General features: G+C 69.5%; 22 protein-coding genes. 16 read left to right on the top strand and 6 right to left on the bottom strand.

The window, feature by feature from the left end; genetic code table 11:
- Positions 1-29: 29 nt before the first annotated feature.
- From IEW13_RS08225 to IEW13_RS08260, 8 genes are all read left to right on the top strand, one after another.
- Positions 30-794 (top strand): ankyrin repeat domain-containing protein, encoded by a 765-nt coding sequence (locus IEW13_RS08225; RefSeq protein ID WP_188550468.1) that lies wholly within the window; start codon positions 30-32, stop codon positions 792-794.
- Positions 795-799: 5 nt separating this feature from the next.
- Entirely contained in the window at positions 800-1705 is a 906-nt protein-coding gene (locus IEW13_RS08230; RefSeq protein WP_188550469.1) for a metallophosphoesterase family protein, read from the top strand.
- 247 nt (positions 1706-1952) lie between these two features.
- Positions 1953-3662, top strand: coding sequence for a carbon starvation CstA family protein (locus IEW13_RS08235; protein ID WP_188550470.1), 1710 nt, complete (start codon positions 1953-1955; stop codon positions 3660-3662).
- Positions 3652-3915: a cory-CC-star protein gene (locus IEW13_RS08240; protein ID WP_188550471.1), complete on the top strand. Its 264-nt coding sequence runs from the start codon at positions 3652-3654 to the stop codon at positions 3913-3915. Before IEW13_RS08235 ends, IEW13_RS08240 begins: the two co-directional genes overlap by 11 nt.
- The gene (locus IEW13_RS08245; protein ID WP_188550472.1) at positions 3906-4856 is read left to right on the top strand and encodes an ArsA family ATPase; all 951 of its coding nucleotides are present in this window, start codon (positions 3906-3908) and stop codon (positions 4854-4856) included. Before IEW13_RS08240 ends, IEW13_RS08245 begins: the two co-directional genes overlap by 10 nt.
- 576 nt (positions 4857-5432) lie before the next feature.
- Complete coding sequence (locus tag IEW13_RS08250) at positions 5433-6581, top strand: acyl-CoA dehydrogenase family protein (protein ID WP_373283563.1); 1149 nt, start codon at positions 5433-5435, stop codon at positions 6579-6581.
- 128 nt (positions 6582-6709) lie between these two features.
- Positions 6710-7750, top strand: coding sequence for a formyltetrahydrofolate deformylase (purU, locus tag IEW13_RS08255; protein ID WP_268235181.1), 1041 nt, complete (start codon positions 6710-6712; stop codon positions 7748-7750).
- Between the two features lie 90 nt (positions 7751-7840).
- Positions 7841-8059: a TM2 domain-containing protein gene (locus IEW13_RS08260; RefSeq protein ID WP_188550473.1), complete on the top strand. Its 219-nt coding sequence runs from the start codon at positions 7841-7843 to the stop codon at positions 8057-8059.
- Positions 8060-8329: 270 nt separating this feature from the next.
- On the opposite strand, the gene IEW13_RS08265 is transcribed toward IEW13_RS08260, so the two are convergent.
- The 4 genes from IEW13_RS08265 to IEW13_RS08280 form a co-directional block, all read right to left on the bottom strand.
- Entirely contained in the window at positions 8330-8554 is a 225-nt protein-coding gene (locus IEW13_RS08265) for a hypothetical protein (RefSeq protein WP_188550474.1), read from the bottom strand.
- Positions 8555-9041: 487 nt separating this feature from the next.
- The gene (locus IEW13_RS08270; RefSeq protein ID WP_188550475.1) at positions 9042-9326 is read right to left on the bottom strand and encodes a YciI family protein; all 285 of its coding nucleotides are present in this window, start codon (positions 9324-9326) and stop codon (positions 9042-9044) included.
- Between the two features lie 317 nt (positions 9327-9643).
- Positions 9644-11023: an aspartate aminotransferase family protein gene (locus IEW13_RS08275; RefSeq protein ID WP_188550476.1), complete on the bottom strand. Its 1380-nt coding sequence runs from the start codon at positions 11021-11023 to the stop codon at positions 9644-9646.
- Between the two features lie 2 nt (positions 11024-11025).
- Positions 11026-11511: an Lrp/AsnC family transcriptional regulator gene (locus IEW13_RS08280; protein ID WP_188550477.1), complete on the bottom strand. Its 486-nt coding sequence runs from the start codon at positions 11509-11511 to the stop codon at positions 11026-11028.
- Between the two features lie 407 nt (positions 11512-11918).
- Between IEW13_RS08280 and IEW13_RS08285 the strand changes: the two genes are divergently transcribed.
- From IEW13_RS08285 to IEW13_RS08305, 5 genes are read left to right on the top strand one after another with little or no spacing between them, the layout of a single operon-like run.
- Entirely contained in the window at positions 11919-13397 is a 1479-nt protein-coding gene (locus IEW13_RS08285; protein ID WP_188550588.1) for a gamma-aminobutyraldehyde dehydrogenase, read from the top strand.
- Between the two features lie 59 nt (positions 13398-13456).
- Complete coding sequence (locus IEW13_RS08290) at positions 13457-14689, top strand: ABC transporter substrate-binding protein (RefSeq protein WP_188550478.1); 1233 nt, start codon at positions 13457-13459, stop codon at positions 14687-14689.
- Positions 14690-14696: 7 nt separating this feature from the next.
- Positions 14697-15872, top strand: coding sequence for an ABC transporter ATP-binding protein (locus tag IEW13_RS08295; RefSeq protein WP_188550479.1), 1176 nt, complete (start codon positions 14697-14699; stop codon positions 15870-15872).
- Positions 15872-16894 carry an ABC transporter permease gene (locus IEW13_RS08300; RefSeq protein WP_188550480.1) on the top strand — a complete coding sequence of 341 codons (1023 nt, stop codon included), beginning with the start codon at positions 15872-15874 and terminating at the stop codon, positions 16892-16894. Before IEW13_RS08295 ends, IEW13_RS08300 begins: the two co-directional genes overlap by 1 nt.
- Positions 16891-17694 carry an ABC transporter permease gene (locus IEW13_RS08305; protein ID WP_188550481.1) on the top strand — a complete coding sequence of 268 codons (804 nt, stop codon included), beginning with the start codon at positions 16891-16893 and terminating at the stop codon, positions 17692-17694. The genes IEW13_RS08300 and IEW13_RS08305 overlap by 4 nt, the downstream gene beginning before the upstream one ends.
- A gap of 9 nt (positions 17695-17703) precedes the next feature.
- Here the strand turns inward: IEW13_RS08305 and IEW13_RS08310 are convergent, their stop codons facing one another.
- A complete protein-coding gene (locus IEW13_RS08310) occupies positions 17704-18636 on the bottom strand; it encodes an EamA family transporter (protein WP_229745012.1) in 933 nt (310 codons plus the stop codon).
- Between the two features lie 70 nt (positions 18637-18706).
- On the opposite strand from IEW13_RS08310, the gene IEW13_RS08315 reads away from it, so the two are divergent.
- Positions 18707-19573, top strand: coding sequence for a LysR family transcriptional regulator (locus tag IEW13_RS08315; protein ID WP_188550482.1), 867 nt, complete (start codon positions 18707-18709; stop codon positions 19571-19573).
- A 249-nt stretch (positions 19574-19822) separates the two neighbouring features.
- Here the strand turns inward: IEW13_RS08315 and IEW13_RS08320 are convergent, their stop codons facing one another.
- Positions 19823-20473 carry an MBL fold metallo-hydrolase gene (locus tag IEW13_RS08320; protein WP_188550483.1) on the bottom strand — a complete coding sequence of 217 codons (651 nt, stop codon included), beginning with the start codon at positions 20471-20473 and terminating at the stop codon, positions 19823-19825.
- Positions 20474-20578: 105 nt separating this feature from the next.
- Between IEW13_RS08320 and IEW13_RS08325 the strand changes: the two genes are divergently transcribed.
- Together IEW13_RS08325 and IEW13_RS08330 are read left to right on the top strand one after the other, a co-directional pair.
- Positions 20579-22771: a prolyl oligopeptidase family serine peptidase gene (locus tag IEW13_RS08325; RefSeq protein WP_188550484.1), complete on the top strand. Its 2193-nt coding sequence runs from the start codon at positions 20579-20581 to the stop codon at positions 22769-22771.
- Positions 22768-23607: an ABC transporter ATP-binding protein gene (locus IEW13_RS08330; protein ID WP_188550485.1), complete on the top strand. Its 840-nt coding sequence runs from the start codon at positions 22768-22770 to the stop codon at positions 23605-23607. The genes IEW13_RS08325 and IEW13_RS08330 overlap by 4 nt, the downstream gene beginning before the upstream one ends.
- Positions 23608-23613 lie beyond the last annotated feature (6 nt).

Genomic DNA, 23613 nt, shown 5'->3' on the forward strand with positions numbered 1-23613 from the left:
TAGGCTGTGCCAGTGGAGAGGAGCAGACGATGAGACTCAACCGGGCCTGGGGGATGGGACTCCTCGCCCTGGCCGTCGGCGCGGCGGGGTACCGGCTGCTTCCGGGCAGGCACCCCAGCGGGCGCTACTTCGACGATGAACGCGTCGTGGAGCTGCTGCGCGCCGCCGAGAAGTCCAACCGCGCGGCCATCACCGCCGCGCTGGAGGCCGGAGCGGATCTCGATGCGGTGGGCAACGACGCAGACCCGCGCCGCACCGGCATCTCCCCGCTGCATTACGCCGTCGAGTTCTCCTCGCCGGAGGCGGTGCGGCTGCTGCTGGAAGCCGGCGCGGACCCGCGCGCGCAGAGTCAGGAGCTCAACGGCGGTTTCTGCGTGCCGGCCTACGCCGTGCTGCGGGACGCCACGGAGAACCTCGCGGTCCTGCTCGAGCACGATCCTTCCCTGGCCGATGCCCCGTTCCGCAGCTTCGGCAATCTGCTGCATGGCGCTGTCCTCCACGACCGCGCCGCCGCGCTGCGTCTGCTGATCGACGCGGGTGCCGAGCTGGACAGCGCCGATCCGGCCACCGGGCGGACTCCGCTGCACACCGCCGCCAATGTCCGCAACGTCGGGGCGTGCCTGACGCTGGTGCGGGCGGGCGCCGATGCCGGTGCCCGCGACATCCACGGCCGCACCTTCCTGCCGGTGCTGTTCCGCAACGACGAACGCTCCAGCGCGGAGTTCCTGCGCGTACGCGAGGAACTCGTCCGCGAGCTCCAGCGGCGCCGCTTCCCGGTGGAGACCGGTCTCTGAACCGCGTGACCCCCTCCGCGCCGCCCGCCGGCCAGACCTCACCGTCGCCGTCGTCCTCGTCCGAGCGCGCCGGCGATCTGCTGGCCATCAGCGATCTGCACACCCGGTACGGCGCCAACCGCCGCATCGCCGAGGACCTGCGCCCGGCACGTCCGGGGGACTGGCTCATCGTCGCCGGCGACGTCGCCGACCGGTTCGACGACGTGGTGCGCACGCTGGCCGGCCTGCGGGAGCGCTTCGACCGGGTCCTGTGGGTACCCGGGAACCACGAGCTGTGGACGCTGCCGGGCGATCCGGTGCGCGAACGCGGCGCCGCCCGGTACGAGCGCTTCGTCGCGGCGCTGCGCGATGCGGGGGTCACCACGCCCGAGGACCCCTATCCGGTCTGGGACGGCGGCGAGGGCAGGTACCTCGTCGCGCCGCTCTTCCTGCTCTACGACTACACCTTCCTCCCGCCGGGCGCCGGCACGAAAGACGAGGCGATCGCCGCTGCGCGCCGGGCGCGGGCAGCGTGCTCCGATGAGATCTATCTCCATCCGGACCCGTACCCGAGCCGGGAGGCATGGTCTCGCGCGCGGGTGGAGGCGACCCGTCAGCGGCTGGACGCCGCGGCCGCCGATGCCGGGGTCCGCACCGTCCTGGTGAACCACTATCCGCTCGTCCGCCGGCCGACCAGGAGGCTGTGGGCGCAGGAGTTCGCCCTCTGGTGCGGGACCGAGGCGACCGCCGACTGGCCCGCGCGATACCGGGCAGAGGCCGTCGTCTACGGCCATCTGCACATCCCAGTGACCGAGCGCATCGACGGCGTCCGGCACATCGAGGCCTCCCTCGGCTATCCGCGCCAGTGGGAGCGCCGCGCGTGGCTCGACGGCGACCTGCCCCGCGGGGTCGTGCGCGTGCTGAGGGGCTGAACCGCGGTGCCGCCGCGCGCCGCCGGTACTGTCATCAGCGCCGTCAGCGCCATCCGTGGAGGCGGAGGAGGAACCGTGACACCGCCGCGGCGACGTGTGACACAGATAACAAAATGGCAGCGATTACCGCAGGACGCCCTGCACGCTCCCCGCGGTGTCCGTGCCCGCTGTTAGGCTCGCGCACAGATTCAGGCAATGACGCCCGATCGGGACGATGCCGTCCCACCACCAGGAAAGGGTCACCCCCGTGAATGCAGTGGTTCTCATGTTCGTAGGCCTGGCGATCATCCTCGCCGGCTATTTCGTCTATTCCCGCTATCTGGCCAAGAAGGTCTATCGCCTCAGCGCCACCCACCGCACCCCTGCCCATGAGTTCAAGGACGGGGTCGACTACATCCCGACCAACAAGTTCGTCCTCTGGGGACACCATTTCACCTCGGTCGCAGGCGCGGCGCCCATCGTCGGTCCCGCCGTCGCGATCATCTGGGGCTGGGGCCCGGCCTTCCTGTGGGTCACCCTCGGCACCGTGTTCTTCGCCGGCATGCACGATCTCGGTGCGCTCTGGGCCTCCGCACGCAATAAGGGCCAGTCGATCGGCACCCTCTCCGGCCGCTACATCGGACCGCGCGGACGCAATCTGTTCCTGGCGATCATGTTCCTGCTCCTGGTCATGGTCAACGCCGTGTTCGCCGTGGTCATCTCCGGTCTCCTGGTCAGCCAGCCCAGCGCCGTCATCCCCACCTGGGGCGCGATCGTCGTGGCGCTGCTGATCGGCCAGGCCATCTACAAGCTGCGCTGGAACCTGGCTGTGGTCTCCATCGCCGGCGTGGTCGCGCTCTACGGCCTCATCCTGCTGGGCGACCGCTTCCCGATCGTGCTGCCGGAGACGATCATGGGCCTGTCGGCCAGCGCGTTCTGGATCATCGTGCTGTTCATCTACGCCGGCATCGCCTCGCTCATGCCGGTGTGGATGCTGCTGCAGCCGCGTGACTACATCAACGGCCTGCAGCTGTTCATCGGCCTGGGCCTGCTGTACGCGGCCATCCTCCTCTCGGCGCCGACGATGGTGGCCCCGATGATCAACCAGAACACCCCGCCGGACACCCCCGGCATCGTGCCGCTGCTGTTCGTCACCATCGCCTGCGGCGCGATCTCCGGTTTCCACGGCATGGTCTCCTCCGGTACGTCCTCCAAGCAGCTGGACAAGGAGACCGACGCCCGCTTCGTCGGGTACTTCGGCGCGGTCGGCGAAGGCCTCCTGGCGCTCGTCACGCTGCTGGTCGTCTCCGCCGGGTTCCAGACCCTCGCCGACTGGGAAGAGGTCTACCACGCCTTCAACGAGGGTGGCGCGGGCGCATTCGTCGCCGCCGGCGGGACCGTCCTCTCCAACGGCCTGGCCATCCCCGAATCGCTGTCCGCGACCGTCCTGGCCACCATGGCGGTGCTGTTCGCCGCCACCACGATGGATACCAGCGTCCGGCTGCAGCGGTACATCATCTCCGAGATCGGCGAGCTCATGGGCCTCAAGCTCAAGCCGCTCATCGCCACCGTGCTGGTGCTGCTCTTCGGCCTGGGCCTCGCCTTCGGCGCCGATCCGAGCGGCGAGGGCGGCATGATCATCTGGCCGCTGTTCGGCACCACCAACCAGCTGCTGGCCGCTCTCACGCTGTCCATCATCACCGTCATCCTGGTGCGCAAGCGCCGGCCGTTCCTGCCGGTGCTGCTGCCGCTCATGTTCGTGCTCGTCATGTCGGTCTCGGCGCTGGTGGTGCAGCTGGGCACCTTCTACGGTCAGGGCAACTGGCTGCTGCTGGGCATGGGCATCGTGATCCTGATCGCGGCGATCTGGGTGATCATCGAGGCCGCCGTGACGCTCAACCGGGTCCGGAATCAGCCCCCGGAACCGGAGGACGAGGATGTCGCCGTCGCGGCGCAGGCGGGTGCGGATGGCCGCTGACGGCCTGCTGCGGCGGATATCCGACGGCCTCGGAGAGTTCTACGCGGCCCCCTACCGGCGCACGCTCGCGCGCGCCAAGCGGGACCAGGACGATCTGTTCACCATGCTGGTGCTCTCCGAGGCCCTCGGCGTGCCGAACCCGGCGTCGCATTACACGCTGGAACTGCTGCCGGTCGTCTACGAGGAATTCCACGACTGGCACCGGCGGATGGGAATGGACCGCTCCCCGCTGGATGAGGTGGCATGCTGCTAGAGCTGGCCCGCCGCCGGCGGGTGCTGTTCCTCGGCGGCAAGGGCGGCGTGGGCAAGACGACGGTGGCCTCCACCGTCGCCCTTGCCCGTGCCCGGGAGGGCGGCCGGGTGCTGTTGGTCTCCACTGATCCGGCCCACAATCTGGGCCATCTCTGGCAACAGCGCATCGGCGGACGTGCGGTGCGGCTGCGGGAGAACCTGGACGCCCTCGAACTGGATCCCGAACAGGCCAGCAGGGAGCATCTGGCATCCGTTGAGGAGAATCTGCGGTCGTTCATGCCGGAGCACCTGCACCGGGAGATCGGGCGGCACATCGAACTGGCGCGGCATGCCCCCGGCGCCCATGAGGCGGCGGTCCTGGAGCGGATCGCGCAGCTGATCGCCGACGGGTCCCGGGACTATGACCTGGTCGTCTTCGACACGGCGCCCTCAGGCCACACGGCGCGGCTGATGGTGCTGCCGGAGGCGATGGCCGCCTGGACCGGCGGCCTGCTGCGCAACCGGGCCCGCTCCGAACGCCTGGGCGCCGCGCTGGGGGCGCTGGGAGGCGATGCGAAAGCCGCGCGGGACGCGCGCATCCGCGCCGTGCTCGACGACCGGCGGGCGCGGCTGACGGCGCTGCGCGAGACGCTGCGGGATCACGAGCACACGTCCTTCGTCATCGTGCTCACCCCGGAACGGATGCCGGCCCAGGAGAGCGTCGAGCTGGCCGCGCAGCTCCGTCAGGCGGGCATGGGCATCGGCGCCCTGGTGTGCAACCGGCGCACGCCCGCTGGAGCGGACGGGCTCCTGGCTGGCCGGCACGAGATCGAGACGGGCATCCTGGCGCAGCTCACGGCCGCCCTGCCCGGCGTGCCGCTGACCGAACTGCCGATGCTGCCGGGGGAGTTGCACGGCGCGCATGCCCTGGACCGGTTCGCCGCCCGTCTCGCTTCGCTGTAACGGCGCCCTGCCATCCACGTGAGCTGCCTCCCCGGTGCTCTGCCTCCCCGGCGTTCTGCCTCTCCGGGCGTTCGCCTCGCCTCCCCGGGGTCGCCGTCCCCTCCGGGCGCTGGTTCCGCCTTCCCGGGGCCGCCGTCCTTGTGTTCACCCTGCTACCGGTGCTCTGTCGCCCTCCGGGGGCGCTGCTCCTGTAGTGCTCGTTCCGCGCCGGCGTCCTGCGGTCCTGGTGCTTGCCCCTGCCGCCCCAGTGCCCTGCCGGCTTGCTTGGTGCTCGCCCTGCCGCGCCGGCGCTCGTCCTGCACCGGTCGTGAGCTGTCCCGTATCGCCCGGGACCGGTCAATGCTGCGGGCCCGGCTGGCGTTGCGGGCCCGGGCGGCGCGGGAGGTGCCTACCGCCGTCGGCGTCAGAGCCGGGCGGTAGGATCGGAGGCGTTCGCGTTGTTCGCGTCACATTTTGTCGGCATGAACGGACGAGACGTCATGCCCGGAACTGAAAGGCCGCACTGTGACAGTCGCCCCGACCGAGAACACCCAGGCCCCGGCCGCTCCCGCCGACCGGGACGAGCTGCGACGCCGGATCGACGTGCTGGGCATCGAAGCCCAGCTGACGTCCGACGAGCTTGCCGTCCGTGACACCGCTCGCCGCTTCGTCGACGAGCGCATCCGCCCGAACATCGCCCAGTGGTACGAGGACGCCCGCTTCCCGGTGGAGATCGTCCCCGAACTCGGTCGCCTCGGGCTGCTGGGCATGCACCTGGACGGGTACGGCTGCCCGGGACGCAGTGCCGTGGAGTACGGCCTGGTGGGCATGGAGCTGGAAGCCGGGGACTCCGGCCTGAGGACGTTCGTCTCGGTGCAGGGCTCGCTCGCGATGAGCGCCATCCACAAGTTCGGCAGCGAGGAGCAGAAGCAGCAGTACCTTCCCGGCATGGCGCGTGGCGAGATCATCGGCTGCTTCGGCCTGACCGAGCCCAAGGCGGGTTCCGACCCGGCGGGGATGGTCACCTACGCCCGCCGTGACGGCGACCACTGGATCATCAGCGGTGAGAAGCGGTGGATCGGCCTGGCGTCCATCGCGCAGCTGGCGATCATCTGGGCCAAGACCGACGAGGGTCTGCGCGGGTTCATCGTGCCCACCGACACCCCAGGCTTCACCGCGCGGGTGCTGGAGCCGAAGCTGTCGATGCGCGCCTCCGTCCAGTGCGAGATCGAGCTCGACGAGGTCCGGATCCCGGATTCGCTGCGGCTGCCGGAGGCCACCGGGTACCGGGGTCCGTTCTCCTGCCTGAACGAGGCCCGGTACGGCATCATGTGGGGTGCCCTCGGTGCGGCGCGGGACTGCCTGGAAGAGGTCCTGGCGTACACCTCCGAGCGCCGCCAGTTCGGCACCCCCATCGCCGCGTTCCAGCTGACCCAGCGCCGCCTGGTGGAGATGCAGCTTGAACTGCAGAAGGGTCTGCTCGTGGCGCTGCACACCGGTCGGCTCAAGGACGCCGGCACCCTGGACCCGGTCCAGATCTCGGTGGGCAAGCTGAACAACGTCCGTGCCGCCATCGAGATCGCCCGCGATGCCCGCGCCATGCTCGGCGGCAACGGCATCACCCTGGACTACTCGCCGCTGCGGCACGCCAACAACCTCGAATCGGTGCGCACCTATGAGGGCACCGACGAGGTTCACACGCTGATCCTCGGCCGCGCGCTGACCGGTCACGCCGCTTTCAGCTGACGACGCTGTCCGGGGCCAGGACGGCGCTTCGCGGCGGTGACCGGTCACGCCGCGTGCGGCTGACCCTCTCCGCCGTGCGCGGCCGGGCCACAACGAGCTACCCTCGACAGGTGGACCGAGAGCGCGACATGTCACAGACCCCCGCATCGACGGCCGGAAAGCCCGCTGGCCAGGGCACCGGCACCCCTGCGCCGGGCGCCCGGCCCGGTGGCCCCGGTACCGGCGGTGCCGCTATGGGCGGAGGGGACCGCGGGCCGGCCGCGACTGCGGGCCAGGGTCGTAGTGGGGAACAGGGCCGTGCCGCGGAGCCTGGACAGGCCGAGGAGATCGTGCTCACGCTCTCCTGCATGGACACGATCGGCATCGTGCACGCGGTCAGCGGATTCCTGGTGGCGCACCGGCTCAACATCGTCAACAGCCAGCAGTTCGACGACCCCGGCAGCGGACGCTTCTTCCTGCGGGTGCAGGCCCGCGCCGAACGCCCGGTGGACGTGCTGGCACTGCGTTCGGCGTTCCAGGCGCTCGCGGACAACTACGGCATGGACTGGAACCTCTCTGACGCCGATGAGCGCATGCGCCTGCTCATCATGGTCTCCAAGTTCGACCACTGCCTGAACGACCTGCTGTACCGGATCCGCACCGGGGCGCTGCGGGTCGAGGTGCCGGTCATCGTCTCCAACCATCCGGACCTGGCGCCGCTGGCCGAGGCCGAGGGGATCCCGTTCGTGCACATCCCGGTCACCGCCGAGACGAAGCCGCAGGCGGAGGTACGGGTGCGGGAGATCGTCGACGAGTACCGGATCGATCTGGTGGTGCTGGCCAGGTACATGCAGATCCTCTCCGATGAGCTCTGCGCCGATCTGGCCGGGCGGGCGATCAACATCCACCACTCGTTCCTGCCCGGTTTCAAGGGCGCACGGCCCTACCACCAGGCGTTCGAACGCGGAGTGAAGCTCGTCGGGGCGACGGCGCACTACGTCACGGCGGACCTTGACGAGGGACCGATCATCGAGCAGGAGGTGTTCCGCGTGAATCACGCGCACAGCGCCGAGGACCTCGCGCTGGCCGGACGGGACGCCGAATGCGCTGCGCTGGCCCGGGCGGTGCGCTGGCATTCGGAACGCCGTGTGCTGCTCAACGGCGCCCGCACGGTGGTCTTCACCGACTGAGGTCCCGGGGCGCTCCGGCGAAGACGCGCGCATAGCGGCCGGCGGCTGAAGGGCTACCCTGGAAGAACCTGCACGACGAGGAGGACGACCATGCCCGCCAACCCGCCCAAGGATCCCGGCCTCGCCCTGGTGCTGACCATCATCGGGTTCTTCTTCATCGCCGGGCTGCAGTACTTCTACATCGGGAAGTATCTCAAGGGGTTCCTGTTCCTGATCACGCTCGGCTTCCTGTACATCGGCACGATCATCTCGCTGTTCACCATCACGGGGGAGACCCGGCGCCGCAACGTCCTCGAAGGGTACCGCTGACCCGGACGAGTCTCCCTATGTCGTTGCTGCGCCCGTAGATCGTCACTCTCCAGGCCCGGGCGACGACGATATAAGAGCGCGACGACGATGTAAGAGCGCAGTGACGAGCTAACAACCTCGCCAGGCGCGCGACGAGGTGACGACATGCACGGGTGACGACGCAGCTCATTAAGGGGGTCTGCCGGCCCGCGCGCACGCCGGGGGCCCGAGCTCAGCAACGACGCGCACGGCCCAATAGACGAGCTCACTCGAAAGGCGAGGAAGCGCCGTTCAGCGGCCGAGAAGCCGTCTCAGGTATGCGGCACTGTCGAGGTGGCTCCATAGGACGCGGTGAACCGTCCATCCTTCGTAGCGCAACGCCAGTTCGCGCCGCTTCTCCGCGGCGATGGCCTTTTCGGGGTCTGTGCCCGGTGCGACATACTTGCCGATGCCGTCGCACTCCAGGCCCTCTTTCGCCTCTTCGTCGCCTGAAGATGGTCCCTGGCGGAAGCTCATGTACCCGGCTGAGCATGCCTGCTCGGATAAGCAGGGCGTTCTTCTCCCACGGGCGCATCTGAGCCGAGCGTTGCTTGAGCGTTGGGGAGGACGCCAGAGCTGCGACGGGGTTGTGGTCAAGGATCCCGCAGGTATCGAACACGAGATACCAGCCGGTTCGGATTCGCCGCAGGCAGCACCTTCGCGCCGCGGCGTCGATGGCGTGCTCGCTCATGCCCAGGTGGCGGAGTTCGTTTCGCGAGACTACTGTCGGCTGCTCGTGCATGCCCTTTACGTTCGCTTACCGCGACGGTGGCGCGCGACCCTTGGCCACTGGCTGTGGATAACGCTGGCGGGTTTGCCATTGCGCCCGGAGCGAAGAATGGCCAGGCGGACGAGCCTCCTTACGTCGTCGCTGCGCGCTTATATCGTCGTCGCCCGGGCCTGGAGAGTGGCGACGTAAGAGCGCAGTGACGACGTAAGGGCGCGTAACGACAGCGCGGCGCGTTCAGCCGCCGAGGCTGCCGATGACGATGTCCCACTCGCGGATGGTGCGCTCGGCGATGACACCCTCGGTCCAGAACGGGTCCTGATCGAGCAGCCGCGTGACTTCCTCGGCGTCTGCGGCGTTCATGATGACGAGGGCGCTCGGCGGGGTGCCGGGGTGCGGGCCCGATACGATGAGCTTGCCCTGCTCGTGCAGCGAGCGCAGATAGTCACGGTGCGCCGGACGATGCTCGTCCCGCTTCGCTTCGTCGTCGATGTAGTCGTAGATGACGGAGAAGGTGGCCACGGTGCGTTCCTCCTGGTGATGGGTTGCGCCGCCCCATGCGGGCGGCGCGGATGCGCTCTCATCCTCGCACAGCTCTGCCTCCACCCCCGGAACCAGGCGTGCGCGGCTACGTGCGCATCGCGTGGCCCGGCGGGGCAGTGCGGCCGGGCCGGCTAAGGCAGCTCGGGGACCCCGCCGGGCTCGCGGCTAGCCTCGTGAGCCGGTGGCCCCACGATGCCGTGGGAACGCGAAGGCGCCCGCGGCGCTCAATGGCCACGGGCGCCTTCCGGTGCGTACCGCGCGTATATGCGCGAGAATCGTCCGTCCGGAGGTGGCGATCAGATCTTGGTGGAGGCCTCGGTGAGGACGCTGCGCAGGATCTGCTCGATCTGGTCGAACTCGCTCTGACCGATGGTCAGCGGCGGAGCGAGCTGGATGACCGGGTCGCCGCGGTCGTCGGCGCGGCAGTACAGCCCGGCGTCGAAGAGCGCATTGGAGAGGAAGCCCTTGAGCAGTCGCTCGGACTCCTCGTCGTTGAAGGTCTCCTTGGTGGCCTTGTCCTTGACCAGCTCGATGCCGTAGAAGTACCCCTCGCCACGGACATCGCCGACGATGGGCAGGTCCAGCAGCTTCTCCAGCGTGGAGCGGAAGGCGCCGGCGTTGTCGTGCACCCGGTCGACCAGCTTCTCCTGCTCGAAGATGTCCAGGTTCGCCAGAGCGATCGCGCAGGCCACCGGGTGCCCGCCGAAGGTGTAACCGTGGTAGAAGGTCTCGCCGCCCTTGCCGAAGGGCTCGAAGAGCTTCTCCGAGGCGATCATCGCACCCAGCGGCGCATAACCGGAGGTGATGCCCTTGGCGCAGGTGATGATGTCCGGGGTGTAGCCGAAGTCCTTGCAGGCGAAGATCTCGCCCACCCGGCCGAAGGCGCAGATGACCTCGTCGGAGACCAGCAGGACGTCGTACTCGTCGCAGATCTCGCGCACGCGCTCGAAGTATCCGGGCGGCGGCGGGAAGCAGCCGCCGGAGTTCTGCACCGGCTCCAGGAAGACCGCGGCCACGGAATCCGCGCCTTCGAACTCGATCGCCTCGGCGATGCGGTCGGCGGCCCAGCGGCCGAACGCCTTCTCATCGCCCGAGAACTGTTCGGGCGCGCGGTAGAAGTTGGTGTTGGGCACCTTGCGGGCACCGGGCACCAGCGGGGCGAACTGGTTGCGCAGACCCGGCAGCGAGGTCACCGAGAGCGCCCCGTGCGGGGTGCCGTGGTACGCGGTGGCGCGGGAGATCACCTTGTGCTTGCCGGGCTTGCCCTTGGCGAGGAAGTAGTTCTTGGCCAGCTTGAGCGCCGACTCCACGGAGTCGCCGCCGCCGGAGGTGAAGAACACGCGGTTCAGATCGCCCGGGGCGTATCCGGCGAGCCGGTCGGCCAGCTCGATGGCGCTCGGGTGGGCGTAGGACCACAGCGGGAAGAAGTCCAGCTTCTTCGTCTGCTCGTACGCGACCTTCGCCAGTTCCTCCCGGCCGTGGCCCACCTGGACCACGAACAGACCGGCAAGGCCGTCGATGTACTCCTTGCCCTTGTCGTCGTAGATCAGGTGGCCCTCGCCGCGGGTGATGACGGGCACCTGCCCGCCGTCGACGAGTTCCTTGTGGTTGGACATGTGCAGCCACAAGTGGTCGCGAGCCTGCTGCTGCAGGGTCTCGGATGCGATATCCGCCATGGTTATCTGGTCCCCCAGTCGTATTTCTGCTTGCGAAGCGATAGGTACATGAAGGTCTCCGTGCTGACGACCCCGTCGATCGATCTGATCCGGTCGTTGATCAGGTGGAACAGGTCCGAGTCTGACTCGCACACCGCCTCGACGATGAGGTCGAATCCGCCGGCCGTGATCACCACGTAGTCGACCTCGTCAATCGCGGTCAGCTGGTCGGCGACGACGCTGACGTCCCCGGCGACCTTCACTCCGAGCATTGCCTGACGCGAGAATCCCAGTTGCAGCGGGTCGGTGACCGCTACGATCTGGATGGCTCCGCTGTCGACCAGTCTCCCGACGCGTTGCCGCACCGCGGCCTCGGACAGTCCGACTGCCTTGCCGATGGAGGCGTAACTGCGGCGGCCGTCCTCCTGCAGCTGCTCGATGATGCGCTTGGCGAGGTAGTCCAGTTGCAGAGGCCCGCCCCCGCGTTCCGCTCGGGATTTCTGGCTCACAGAGGGCTCCTTCGTTCTCGCGACCTTATCGTGACGTCTACCACCTTCTATTGAATCCGTAGATTGTGCCCAGCGCAAGAACTGATTCCGAAGTCCCTACCGGGGGAAACCGGCTGAGACTGGGCGCTGATGTTCATCATAGCTGTCCGGGCTGCGGATTCAAGCAGTACCCCGGTGACCATTGCACTGATTTCGTTTCAAGTCGGTAAACAACTCATGGATGCCGTTGTATCGTGATCGCTATCACTGTTTAATGAGGGCACTCGCCCGTGCGCACACGCCGCAGGGGCGAGTGTGACGAGACAGGCGCGGCCACGCGCACCGAGGAAGGCCGCGGCCGTAACGCCCGGTAAGGGCACCGGCCGGTACGGCAGAGCAGAACAGCGCCAGAGGGCGGGAAGTGAGAGATCGTGCAGTTCATCAACGGGGAGCTGATCGCCGGTTCCGGCGAGCAGATCGAGGTCATCAATCCGGCCACCGCGGAGGTGACCGGCACACTGACCGCCGCTGAGCCCGCTGACGTCGATGCTGCCGTGCAGGCGGCCAAGAACGCCTTCCCCGCCTGGTCCCGGCTGACCCCGGGTGAACGCAGCGACCTGATGCTGGCCTGGGCGCAGGCGCTGCGAGACCAGGCAGACGAACTCGCCGCCACCGAATCCCGCGAGACCGGGAAGAGCATCCGCCTGGCCACCGGCTTCGACGTGCCAGGATCCATCGACAACACCGTGTTCTTCGCCGGCGCGGCCCGTCACCTGCAGGGGCTCTCCGCTGGGGAATACTGGCCCGGTGCGACGTCGATGATCCGCCGTGAGCCGATCGGCGTCATCGGCTCCATCGCGCCCTGGAACTACCCGCTGCAGATGGCCGCCTGGAAGATCCTGCCCGCGGTCGCCGCCGGCAACGCCATCGTGCTCAAGCCTAGCGAGCTCACCCCCTCCACCACCCTCGCCTTCGCCCGGGCCGCCTCCGAGGCCGGCATCCCGCCGGGCGTGATCAACGTCGTCAACGGCTACGGCCGGGTCACCGGAGAAGCGCTCGTCGGCCATCCTGACGTGGCCATGACCTCCTTCACCGGCTCCACCGCCGTGGGCCGCCGCATCATGGAGATCGCCGCCGGCACCGGCAAGCGGGTCCACCTGGAACTCGGCGGCAAGGCGCCCTTCGTCGTGTTCGACGACGCCGATGTCGAGGCCGCCGCCCGCGGCGCCATCGCCGGATCGCTCATCAACGGCGGACAGGACTGCACCGCCGCCACCCGCGCCTATGTGCACCGCTCCCTCTTCGGCGAGTTCACCGAGCGGGTGGCCGCTCTGATGGAGCAGATCGTCATCGGCGATCCCAGCGACGAGGACACTGACCTCGGCTCGCTCATCTCGGTGGCCCACCGGGACCGCGTGGCCGGGTTCGTTGAGCGGGCGCAGGCCTCCGGCGCGCGCGTGCTCACCGGCGGAGAGGCACCCCAGGACGTGCCGGCAGGCTCGGCGTTCTACCGTCCCACCCTCATCGTCGGTGCCGAGCAGGACAGCGAGGTCGTCCAGCAGGAGATCTTCGGCCCGGTCCTGGTCGCGCTGCCCTTCGAGACGGACGACGAGGCGATCGCCCTGGCCAACGACACCCCGTACGGCCTGGCCGCCAGCGCCTGGACCTCCTCGGTGAACCGCTCCATGCGCGCCGCCGAGGAGATCGCCGCCGGGACCGTCTGGATCAACGAGCACATCCCGATCATGTCCGAGATGCCCCACGGCGGATACAAGTCCTCCGGGTTCGGCAAGGACATGTCCGCCTACTCCCTGGAGGAGTACACGAACATCAAGCACGTCCTCATCGACCGGAGCCCCGGCTCCACCCGCGACTGGCACGACGCGGTCTTCCGGGACCGCGGCTGAGCCGCGCGGGCGCCGGCCGCCCCTCCCGTCTTCACCAGGTCCTCACCACGAAGGAGCACATGATGTCCACCCGGAAACCCCTCCCGAAAGATCCGCTCATCCGCTCGCTGGTCGCCGCCCAGCTGGCATCCCGGCGGATGTCCCGGCGCTCGCTCATGACCGGCATCGGCGCCGCCGGCATGCTGGGCGCCCTCGCCGCCTGCGGTACCTCCGGCACCGGCACCAGCAGCGAAGGCCTCAGCCCGGCCGAGGACCTCTCGGAGCAGGAGAAGCAGCTCTTCTGGGCCAACTGGACCCTGTACCTGGACTACGACGACTCCACCAGGACCTACCCCAGCCTGGAGCGCTTCCAGGAGCAGACCGGCATCGAGGTCACCTACGCCGAGGACATCAACGGCAACGAGACGTACTACGGCACGATCCAGTCCCAGCTGAACGCCGGCCAGGACTTCGGCCAGGACATCGTGACCTTCACCGACTGGATGGCCGCGCGGCTGATCAGCCAGGGCGTGGTGCAGGAACTCGACCACGCGAACATCCCCAATCTGCAGAACCTGCTGCCGAACCTCCTCGACGTGGAGTTCGACCCGGGCCGTCAGCGCTCGGTCACCTGGCAGTCGGGCATGGCCGGCATCGCCTGGAACAAGGAGGAACTGCCCGACGGGCTGCACTCGGTCTCAGACCTGTGGAACACGCCGGAGCTGCGCGGACGGGTCACGGTGCTCGACGAGATGCGCGACACCATGGGCCTGCTGATGCTGGACGAGGGCGTGGACATCACGAGCTTCACCGCCGAGGACTTCGAGAACGCCATCGACGTCCTGGCCGAGAACATCACCAGCGGGCAGATCCGCCAGGTCCGCGGCAACGACTACAAGGAGGACCTCGTCTCCGGCGATGCGCTCGCCGCGATCTGCTGGTCCGGCGACATCACCCAGCTGAACTTCGAGGAGGGCGACCGCTGGGAGTTCGTCATCCCCGAGGCCGGCGGCACGCTCTGGTCGGACAACCTCCTGGTGCCGATGGGCGCCACCCACAAGACCAACGCCGAGACCCTGATGAACTACTACCTCGATCCCGAGGTGGCCGCCGAGGTCGCCGCCTATGTGAACTTCGTCTGCCCCGTGGTCGGGGCGAAGGAGGCCATGGAACAGGTCGACCCCGAACTCGTGGACGACCCGCTGATCTTCCCCTCCGACGAGGACCTGCAGCACGTCTCCGTGTTCCGCGCCCTGGAAGCGGACGAGGAGAGCGAGTTCATCGACCTGTTCCAGCGGACGATCGGAAACTGACGCGGCCATGACGAATACGGTTAATGCGGCGGACACCGGCGGCGCGACCGGTGCGGGCGCCCCGGCCGGCGGCGCGGATCTGAGGCTGGAGTCCATCACCAAGCGCTTCGGCGACTACCTCGCCGTGGACGACCTGGACCTGCGCGTCCCGGCCGGCCGGTTCTTCGCGCTGCTGGGACCCTCCGGCTGCGGGAAGACCACGACGCTGCGGATGATCGCGGGCCTGGAGCATCCCACCCGGGGCCGGATCCTCATCGGCGATGAGGACGTCACCGCCACCCGGGCGCATCAGCGGAACGTCAACACGGTCTTCCAGAACTACGCGCTGTTCCCGCATCTGAGCATCCTGGAGAACGTCGCCTTCGGCCTGCGGCGCAGGAGAGTCGCCGACGCCGAGGCGAGGGCGCGCGAGGCCCTGGCGCTGGTCGAGCTGGACCATCTGTCCGCCCGGCGGCCCGCCCAGCTCTCCGGCGGGCAGCAGCAGCGCGTCGCCTTGGCCCGGGCGGTGGTCAACCGGCCGCATGTGCTGCTGCTCGACGAGCCGCTCGGCGCGCTGGACATGAAACTGCGCCGGCAGATGCAGACCGAGCTGAAGACCATCCAGCACGAGGTCGGCCTGACCTTCATCCACGTCACCCACGATCAGGAGGAGGCCATGACCATGGCCGACACGGTCGCGGTGATGAACGCCGGCCGGATCGAGCAGATCGGCCCGCCCGAGGAGCTCTACGACCTGCCCCGCACCGCCTTCGTGGCGAACTTCCTGGGCAAATCGAACCTGTTCACCGCACAGGTCAGCGGCAGCACGGGGGACTGGCTGGAACTGGGCTTCGGCCCGCATCTGACACGGCTTCCCGCCGCCCGTGCCGTGCAGTCGAACGGCCAGGTCATCGCCGGGATCCGACCGGAGAAGATCGTCGCCGTCCGGCCCGGCGAGCCCGGACCGGGGGAGCACGGCTGGACAAAGGTCTCCGGCGGCAGGGTCCTGAGCACCTCCTACACGGGTGTCTCCACCGAGTACACCGTCGACGTTCCCGGTGCCGGGGAGTTCGAGGTCTTCTCGCAGAACCTCCGCAGCGAGGTGTTCGCCGAGGGTGCCGAGGTGGACCTGTGGTGGGACGAGCGGAACGTCTTCGGTCTCCCCGGGGACTCCGACACCGAAGCGGGGGTCGAGGAGGTCTGATGAGCGCACGGGCCACTGATGACGCTGATGACGCTGCCAGCGCTGCCGACGCGGCCGGCCCCGCGGGCTCTGCCGGTGCGGTGGGCACCACCACGGCGGGCCCAGCGGGGAAGCCGGGCGGGAACGCCCAGGAGCGCAGCCCGGAGGAACTGAGGGAACACCGGCGACGCGGCCGGGTGGGGATGATGCTGGTGGTCCCCGGCCTGCTCTTCGCGGTGGCGTTCTTCGCCGTGCCGGTCTTCTCGCTGCTGGCGATGTCGCTCTACACCCGCCCCGAGGGCGCGGCCATAGGGGTGTACGAGCCGGGGCTGGAGTTCGGCACCTACGCCGAGGTCCTGTCGCTGTACTGGGAGGCGTTCCTCCGGTCCTTCGGGTTCGCGCTGATCGCCACCATCGCGGCGCTGCTGATCGGGTACCCGATGGCGTACCTGGTGGCGGTGCGGCTGCGCGGCAAGCCGCTGCTGCAGGGCCTGCTGCTGGTCCTGATCATCGCGCCGTTCTTCTCCAGCTTCATTCTGCGCACCCAGTCCTGGCGCCTGATCCTCTCCGATGAGGGGGTCGTCGTCGGGTTCCTGAAGGCCGTGGCGATCCTGCCCGAGGACGGCCGGCTCACCGCCACCGCCTTCGCGGTGGTCTGCGGCCTGACCTACAACTTCCTGCCGTTCATGACGCTGCCGATCTACGCCAATCTGGAGCGGATGGACCTGCGGCTGATCGAGGCCGGCGGTGACCTGTACGCCTCGCCGTTCGAGACGTTCCGGAAGGTGACGCTGCCGCTGTCGATGCCGGGCGTGCTGGCCGGCACCCTGCTGACCTTCATCCCCGCCAGCGGCGACTACGTCAATGCGGTCCTGCTGGGCAACAACCAGAACACGACGATGATCGGGCAGGTCATCGACTCCCGGTTCTTCCGCGCGGTGGACTACCCGCAGGCCTCCGCGCTGTCCTTCGTGCTGATGTTCGCCATCCTGATCCTGGTGACGCTGTACGTCCGCCGGTTCGGTACGAAGGAGCTGGTATGAGGAAGTTCGATCTCAGCCGGTGGTTCATCCCGGTCTTTGGCGGGCTGGCGTTCGTCTACCTGCTCGTCCCCATCGCGTACATCTTCGTCTTCTCGTTCAACGACGCGGGCCGGACGAACCTGTCCTGGCGCGGGTTCACGCTCTCCAACTGGCAGAACCCCTGCGGTGCGCCGCAGGTCTGCGAGGCCTTCGTCAACTCGCTCCAGGTGGGCGTCATCGCGACCGTCGTCGCGACGGTGCTGGGCACCCTGCTGGCATTCGGGCTGGAACGGTACCGATTCCGGTTCTCCGGGACGGCGAACATCCTGGTGTTCCTCCCGCTGGCCACTCCCGAGGTGGTGCTGGGCGCCTCGTTGCTGTCCCAGTTCCTCAACCTGGGCGTCGAGCTGGGCATGACGACGACGATCATCTCGCACATCATGTTCTGCATGTCCTTCGTGGTGGTGACCATCCGCGCCCGGATCGCCTCGCTCGACCCGAAGCTGGAGGAGGCCGCCGCGGACCTCTACGCCTCGGGGCCGATGACCTTCTGGAAGGTCACGTTCCCGCTACTGGTGCCCGGTATCGTCGCGGCGGCCCTGCTGAGCTTCGCGATGAGCTTCGACGACTTCATCGTGGCGAACTTCAACTCCGGCCCCTTCACGACGTTCCCGCAGTTCATCTACGTGGCCGCGACGCGCGGCATCCCGGCGGAGGCGAACGTCATCGGCTCGGGGATGTTCCTGGCCGCGATCGCCCTCGTGCTCGGCGCCCAGCTGTGGCGGTACTGGCGCGGCAAGCGGGTGAGCGCGGTCGGCTGAGCGGAGCGTTCAGCCGGTGCCCGGGTGGTTCGCGCCGGCGCTACGGCGATGGCGCCTGCGCCGTGGCGGCAGCGCGATCCTCCGGCGCTGGACATGCCGGGGAGGCCGGGCGCCGATGAGCGTGAGGGCGTTGCTGACGGCCACCAGGCCGATGCCGGTCCAGGCCAGGGCCGGCAGGTGCTGGTGCAGGGCGACGGCACCGATGAGCGCGGCGAACACCGGGTGCAGAGACATGCCCAGGCCGAACACCACCGGGCTGATCCGGCGCAGCACGATCAGGTCCAGCGTGTACGGCACGGCCGAGGCGAACAGCCCGGCTGCGGCGGCGAAGAGATAGGCCTCCACGGGTGGGCGCTCCTGCCAGATGATGATCGCCGCGACCGGCAGCAGGCCCACGGCCGAGAGCGTCATCGCCACCGCCGTGCCCTGGACCCCGGGCACCAGCCTGCCCACGGCGCGGTTGGCCATGATGTACCCGGCCCAGGAGGCGCTGGCCAGCACGGCCAGCCCCAGGCCGATCAGGTCGCTGGAGGGACCGGGCCGGGTGAGCAGTACGATCCCGGCCAGCGCCAGCGTCGCGCAGACCGCATCGCGCCACCGCCGGGAGGACAGCAGTGCCACCGCGAGCGGGCCGAGGAACTCGATGGTGACGGCGGTGCCCAGGCCGACCCGCTCCACCGCGGCGTAGAGCGAGGAGTTCATGCTGGCGAAGAGCACCGCCAGCAGCACGATGGGCGGCCACTGCTCCCGGGTGAGCCGATGCACCCGGGGCCGGGTGAGGACCAGCAGCACGAGAGCCGCGACGATCTGCCGGGCGGCCACGACGCCGAGCGGCCCGAGCGTGCCGAAGGCCAGGGAACCGGTGGCCGCGCCAGACTGGGTGCTCAGGGCGCTCACGGAGATCACCGCCAGGCCGCGGGCCGGGCGCTCGGGATGGGTCATGTCTCGCATTGTGCGCCGTGACGCGACACCGCGCATAATGCGCGCCACGCCCGAGGTATACGCTTCAGGTATGGATTGGGAGCTGCGTCACATCCGCTGCCTGATCGCCATCGCGGAGACCGGCACGCTCACCGACGCGGGTCTTGCCCTCGGTCTCTCCCAGGCGCAGGTCTCCCGGACGCTACGCGCCCTGGAGGCGGCCTGGGGCGTCGTGCTGGTGCGCCGGCAGGCGCGCGAAGCGGTGCTCACCGAGGAGGGACAGGCAGCCGTCGTGCGCGGGCGGCATCTGCTGGAGATCGCCGGGCGCCTCGATGCGCAGATGAGCGGCCAGCGCAGCCTGCGGCTCGGCTACGCCTGGGCTGCGGCCGGCCGGCACACGGTGGCGCTGCAGCGGGGCTGGGATCGCGAGCAGCCCGGGATCGACCTGGCCCTGGTCCGGGTCAACGGCGCCAGTGCCGGCCTGGCCGAGGGCCTGGTGGACGCGGCGCTGGTGCGCACCGCTCCCGATGCCCGGCGGTACGAATCCGTGCCGGTGGGAGTGGAACGTCGCGTGGCCGCCTTCGCGGCGGACGATCCCTGGGCCTCGCGGAGCAGGGTGCGGATGAAGGACTTCGCCGGACGCAGGCTCCTGGTGGACACCCGCGCCGGGACCACCAACCTGCAGCTCTGGCCGGCCGGCGCAGGCCCGGCGGGCGTTCTGGAAGTGGCCGACATCGACGGCTGGCTCGATGCGCTCGCGGCCGGCCGCGCCGTCGGGATCAGCTCCGAGGCCACCGCCCAGCAGCACCGCAGGCAGGGCGTGCGCTACCGGGTGATCGCCGATGCGCCACCGCTCCAGGTGCGGCTCGCCTGGCACCGGGGCGAGGCCGTGCCCGGGCTGGAGGCGCTATGCGGACTGCTCCGGCGGCTCTACGGCTGGAGCGGCTACGACGCCTGAGGACGGGTGTGCGGGCTTGGCGGGTGCGCGACGCTTGGCGGACGCGCGGGACTGACGGGTGTGCGGGCCTGGCGGGCCCTGCGGCAGTGCCCGTTCGCCTGTTCGCGGCGAGCCCTCCCGCACGTGACAGGACAACCTGTAAGTGCCAGAACAACACCGTAGACGGTGGTGTTCTGGCACTACGGTGTTGTTTGGCGGGCTCGCGGGGGCGGGGTGCGCGGGACCGGGGCGAAGCGATCCGGGGGAGGTCTAGAAGTCCCGGCTCTTGCCGCCACGCAACCAGACGACCTCGGTGCCGGTGAGGTTCCCGATCTGACGGCCGAGCAGCTCACGGCCGCGATCCGAGAGCAGCTCGTCGTGGATCGGGACGCTGTGCGCCGGCACGCCCAGGGCGCGGACGAACTCCACGTGCTCCTTCATCGCCGCCCAGGGGCCCATGATCGGCAGAGCGAGGACGTCCACGCCCTCCGGGACGGCCTCCAGGGAGTCTCCCGGGTGGAAGAAGACCGGCTCTTCCGGGGCGTCCGGCACCCGCACGACGTAGCCGAGGTTGTGGATGCGCGGGATGTCCTGGTGGATGATCGCGTGGTCGCCGCCGACGGCTTCGATCTCCAGACCGCCGATGTGCATCCGGTCGCCCGGCGCGACGGACCGCGCCCCCGGCAGTTCGACGGTCTCATGGACGTCGTCGGCCGTGAAAACGCTCGCGTGGGGATTGTTCAGCAGCAGGGTGGAGGCGCGCTCGGGATCGACGTGGTCGAGGTGCTGATGCGTGATGAGCACCCCGTCGAGGCGCTGGGCATCGTGCCATTCGGAGGAGAACGACCCCGGATCGATCAGGATCCGGGTCTCGGCGGCTTCTACCAGTACGCATGCGTGTCCCAGATGTGTGATCCGCATGCCGCCATGCTCTCACAGACGCCTTTCGTCCCGATAGGGGAGGGCGGCGTCTGTCTCAGGCGGTCACCGACGACGGTGTCCGTGCCGCTGTATAGGGTGGGGCACATGACTGACGCGGTCGTCCCCGATACCCATGGCGCCGGCGCCGCCCCCGACCCGTACGATCCCTGGCTGTGGCTGGAGGACATCCACGGCGAGGAAGCGCTCTCCTGGGTGCGCGAGCAGAACGCGCGCACCGAGGCGCTCCTGCACGGTGGCGCGGCCGGTGCGGAGCACGAGTCGCTGCGCGCGGAACTCCTGGAGGTGCTGGACTCCCCGGAGAAGATCCCGGGGGTGAGCAAGCGCGGCGACTGGTATGTCAACTTCTGGCGGGACGCGGAGCATCCGCGCGGCGTGTGGCGGCGTACCACCTGGGAGGAGTACCGCAGCGGGTCTCCCCGCTGGGAGGTCCTGCTGGACGTGGACGCCCTGGCCGCCGAGGAAGGCGTCGACTGGGTCTTCGCGGGCACGGCCTATCTGCGCCCCGGCTTCTCCCGCGTCCTGGTGAAGCTGTCCCCGGATGGCGGTGACGCCGGGCAGTGGCGGGAGTTCGACTTCGAATCCGCTCGCTGGGTGGAGAACGGCTTCCGGCTGCCGACGGCGAAGTCGAGCGTCTCCTGGGTGGACCGGGACGAGATCCTGGTGAGCACCATCGCCGGGGAGGACGACGCCACCGAATCCACCTATCCCCGCCGGGTGCGGCGACTCCGCCGCGGGCAGGAGCTCCAGGACGCGGAGATCGTCCACGAGGTCGAGACCTCGCACCTGATGGCCGGCGCCGGCTACGACTGGACGCCGGGGTTCGAGCGCACCGTGGCGGTGGACGTCATCGACTTCCATAGCTCCCGTAGCTACGTCAGCCAGGGCCCGCCCCGCGGGAAACCCCAGTGGCAGCGCATCGAGGTGCCCGAGCACGTCGAGGTGGGACTGCATCGCGAATGGCTCGTCCTCTCCCCGCAGCTGGAATGGGAGCACCATGGCCGGGCGTACGCCCCCGGTTCCCTCGTGATCGGCCGGCTGGAGGACTTCCAGCGTGACGGCACCGGTCTGCGGGCCGTGTTCGAGCCGGATGAGCGGACCAGCCTGGCCGGGATCAGCTGGACCAGGAACTACCTCGTGCTGAACCTCCTGCGGGACGTCGCGAGCGTCGTCGAGATCGCCGAGCCGGCCCGAGGGTTCGCCCGGCATGAGGCCGATCTCGGTCTGCCCCTCCAGGATCTCTCGGTGGGCGCGGTGGACGCCCACGAATCGGACGACGTCTGGATCACGACGACGGGCTTCCTCACCCCGACCACGCTGCTGCGCGGCCGCATCATCGCGGGCGACGCCGGCACGGGCGGGGCACAGACCGGCGACGCCGCCCCCCGGATCGAGGCGGAGGAGATCCGCAGGGGACCGGAATTCTTCGACGCCTCCACGCACCAGGTGGAACAGCACTTCGCCACATCGGATGACGGCACCCAGGTCCCCTACTTCCTGGTGGCGCCGGTTCAGATGCCGCTCGACGGCGCCAATCCCACCCTGCTGACGGGATACGGCGGCTTCCTCGTCTCCCGCCTGCCCGGCTACAGCGGCACCATCGGCCGCGGCTGGCTCCAGCGCGCCGACGACCGCGGCCGCCTGGGAGTCTATGTCCTGGCCAATATCCGCGGCGGCGGGGAGTACGGTCCGCGCTGGCACCGCGCGGCGCTGCGGGAGAAACGCCCCCGGGCCTACGAGGACTTCGCCGCGGTCGCCCGGGACCTCGTCGCACGAGGCATCACCAGCCCGGAATACCTGACCGCGCACGGCGGCAGCAACGGCGGGCTCCTGATGGGCAATATGCTCACCCGCTACCCGGACCTGTTCGCTGCGCTGTCGTGCGGCGTCCCGCTGCTGGACATGCGCCGGTACACCAAGCTGTCCGCGGGCGCCTCCTGGATCGCCGAGTACGGGGATCCGGACGACCCGGACGACTGGGAGTTCATCCGCGGATTCTCGCCCTACCACCAGGTGCGTCCCGGCCGGGACTACCCGCCGATCCTGCTGTGGACCGCCACCAGCGACGACCGGGTCGGCCCCGTTCAGGCGCGGAAGATGGCAGCCCGGCTGGCCGAGCTGGGCTATGCGCAGGCGTACTTCCACGAGGAGCTCGACGGCGGCCACGCAGGTGCCTCCGACAACGCTCAGGCGGCGGCACTGCAGGCGCGCTGGCTGTTGTTCCTGCGGCACCAGCTGGGGCGGCCGCGGAACTCCAGAGGAGCGACCGAGGACCCATGATCGAGTTCGAGCGGGCTGGGAAGACCTACCCGGACGGCACGGTCGCCGTCGGGGAGTTCAGCCTGCGCATCCCCTCGCACACCACGACCGTGCTGCTGGGCTCCTCCGGCTGCGGCAAGACGACCCTGCTGCGGATGGTCAACCGGATGGTCGACCCCACCTCCGGCCGGGTGCTGATCGACGGCGAGGACGTGGCCCAGGAGGCGCCCGTCGCGCTGCGCCGCCGGATCGGTTACGTGATGCAGAACTCCGGTCTGCTCCCGCATCGCCGCGTGATCGACAACATCGCCACCGTGCCACGGCTGACCGGGATGCCCCGCGGCGCCGCCCACGAGCGTGCCCGCGAGCTGATGCGCACCGTGGGACTGGACTCCGGGCTCGCCCGCCGCTACCCGGGCCAGCTCTCCGGCGGGCAGCAGCAGCGCGTCGGCGTCGCCCGGGCGCTGGCGAGCGATCCGAACATCCTCCTGATGGACGAACCCTTTGGCGCGGTGGACCCGCTCGTGCGGATGGAGCTGCAACGCGAGCTCCGGCGGCTGCAGACCCAGCTGCGCAAGACCATTCTCTTCGTCACCCACGACATCGACGAGGCGCTGGCCCTCGGTGATCAGATCGTGGTCCTGCAGCCCGGCGGGCAGATCGCCCAGGCCGGCACGCCGGAGGAGATCGTCGCGGCTCCGGCAAACGACTTCGTCGCGCGGTTCCTCGGCCTGGACGCCGGGCGGCGCAGCCTGCGGGCCCGGCCCCAGCCCGGTGGAGGGTGGCTCGTCTCTGACGCCGGCGGCCGGCCGCTGGGCGTTCTGCCGGACGACCCCGCCCGCGAGGGACCGGGCTGAGACCGG

Source organism: Sediminivirga luteola (assembly GCF_014639315.1).
Taxonomy (GTDB): domain Bacteria; phylum Actinomycetota; class Actinomycetes; order Actinomycetales; family Brevibacteriaceae; genus Sediminivirga; species Sediminivirga luteola.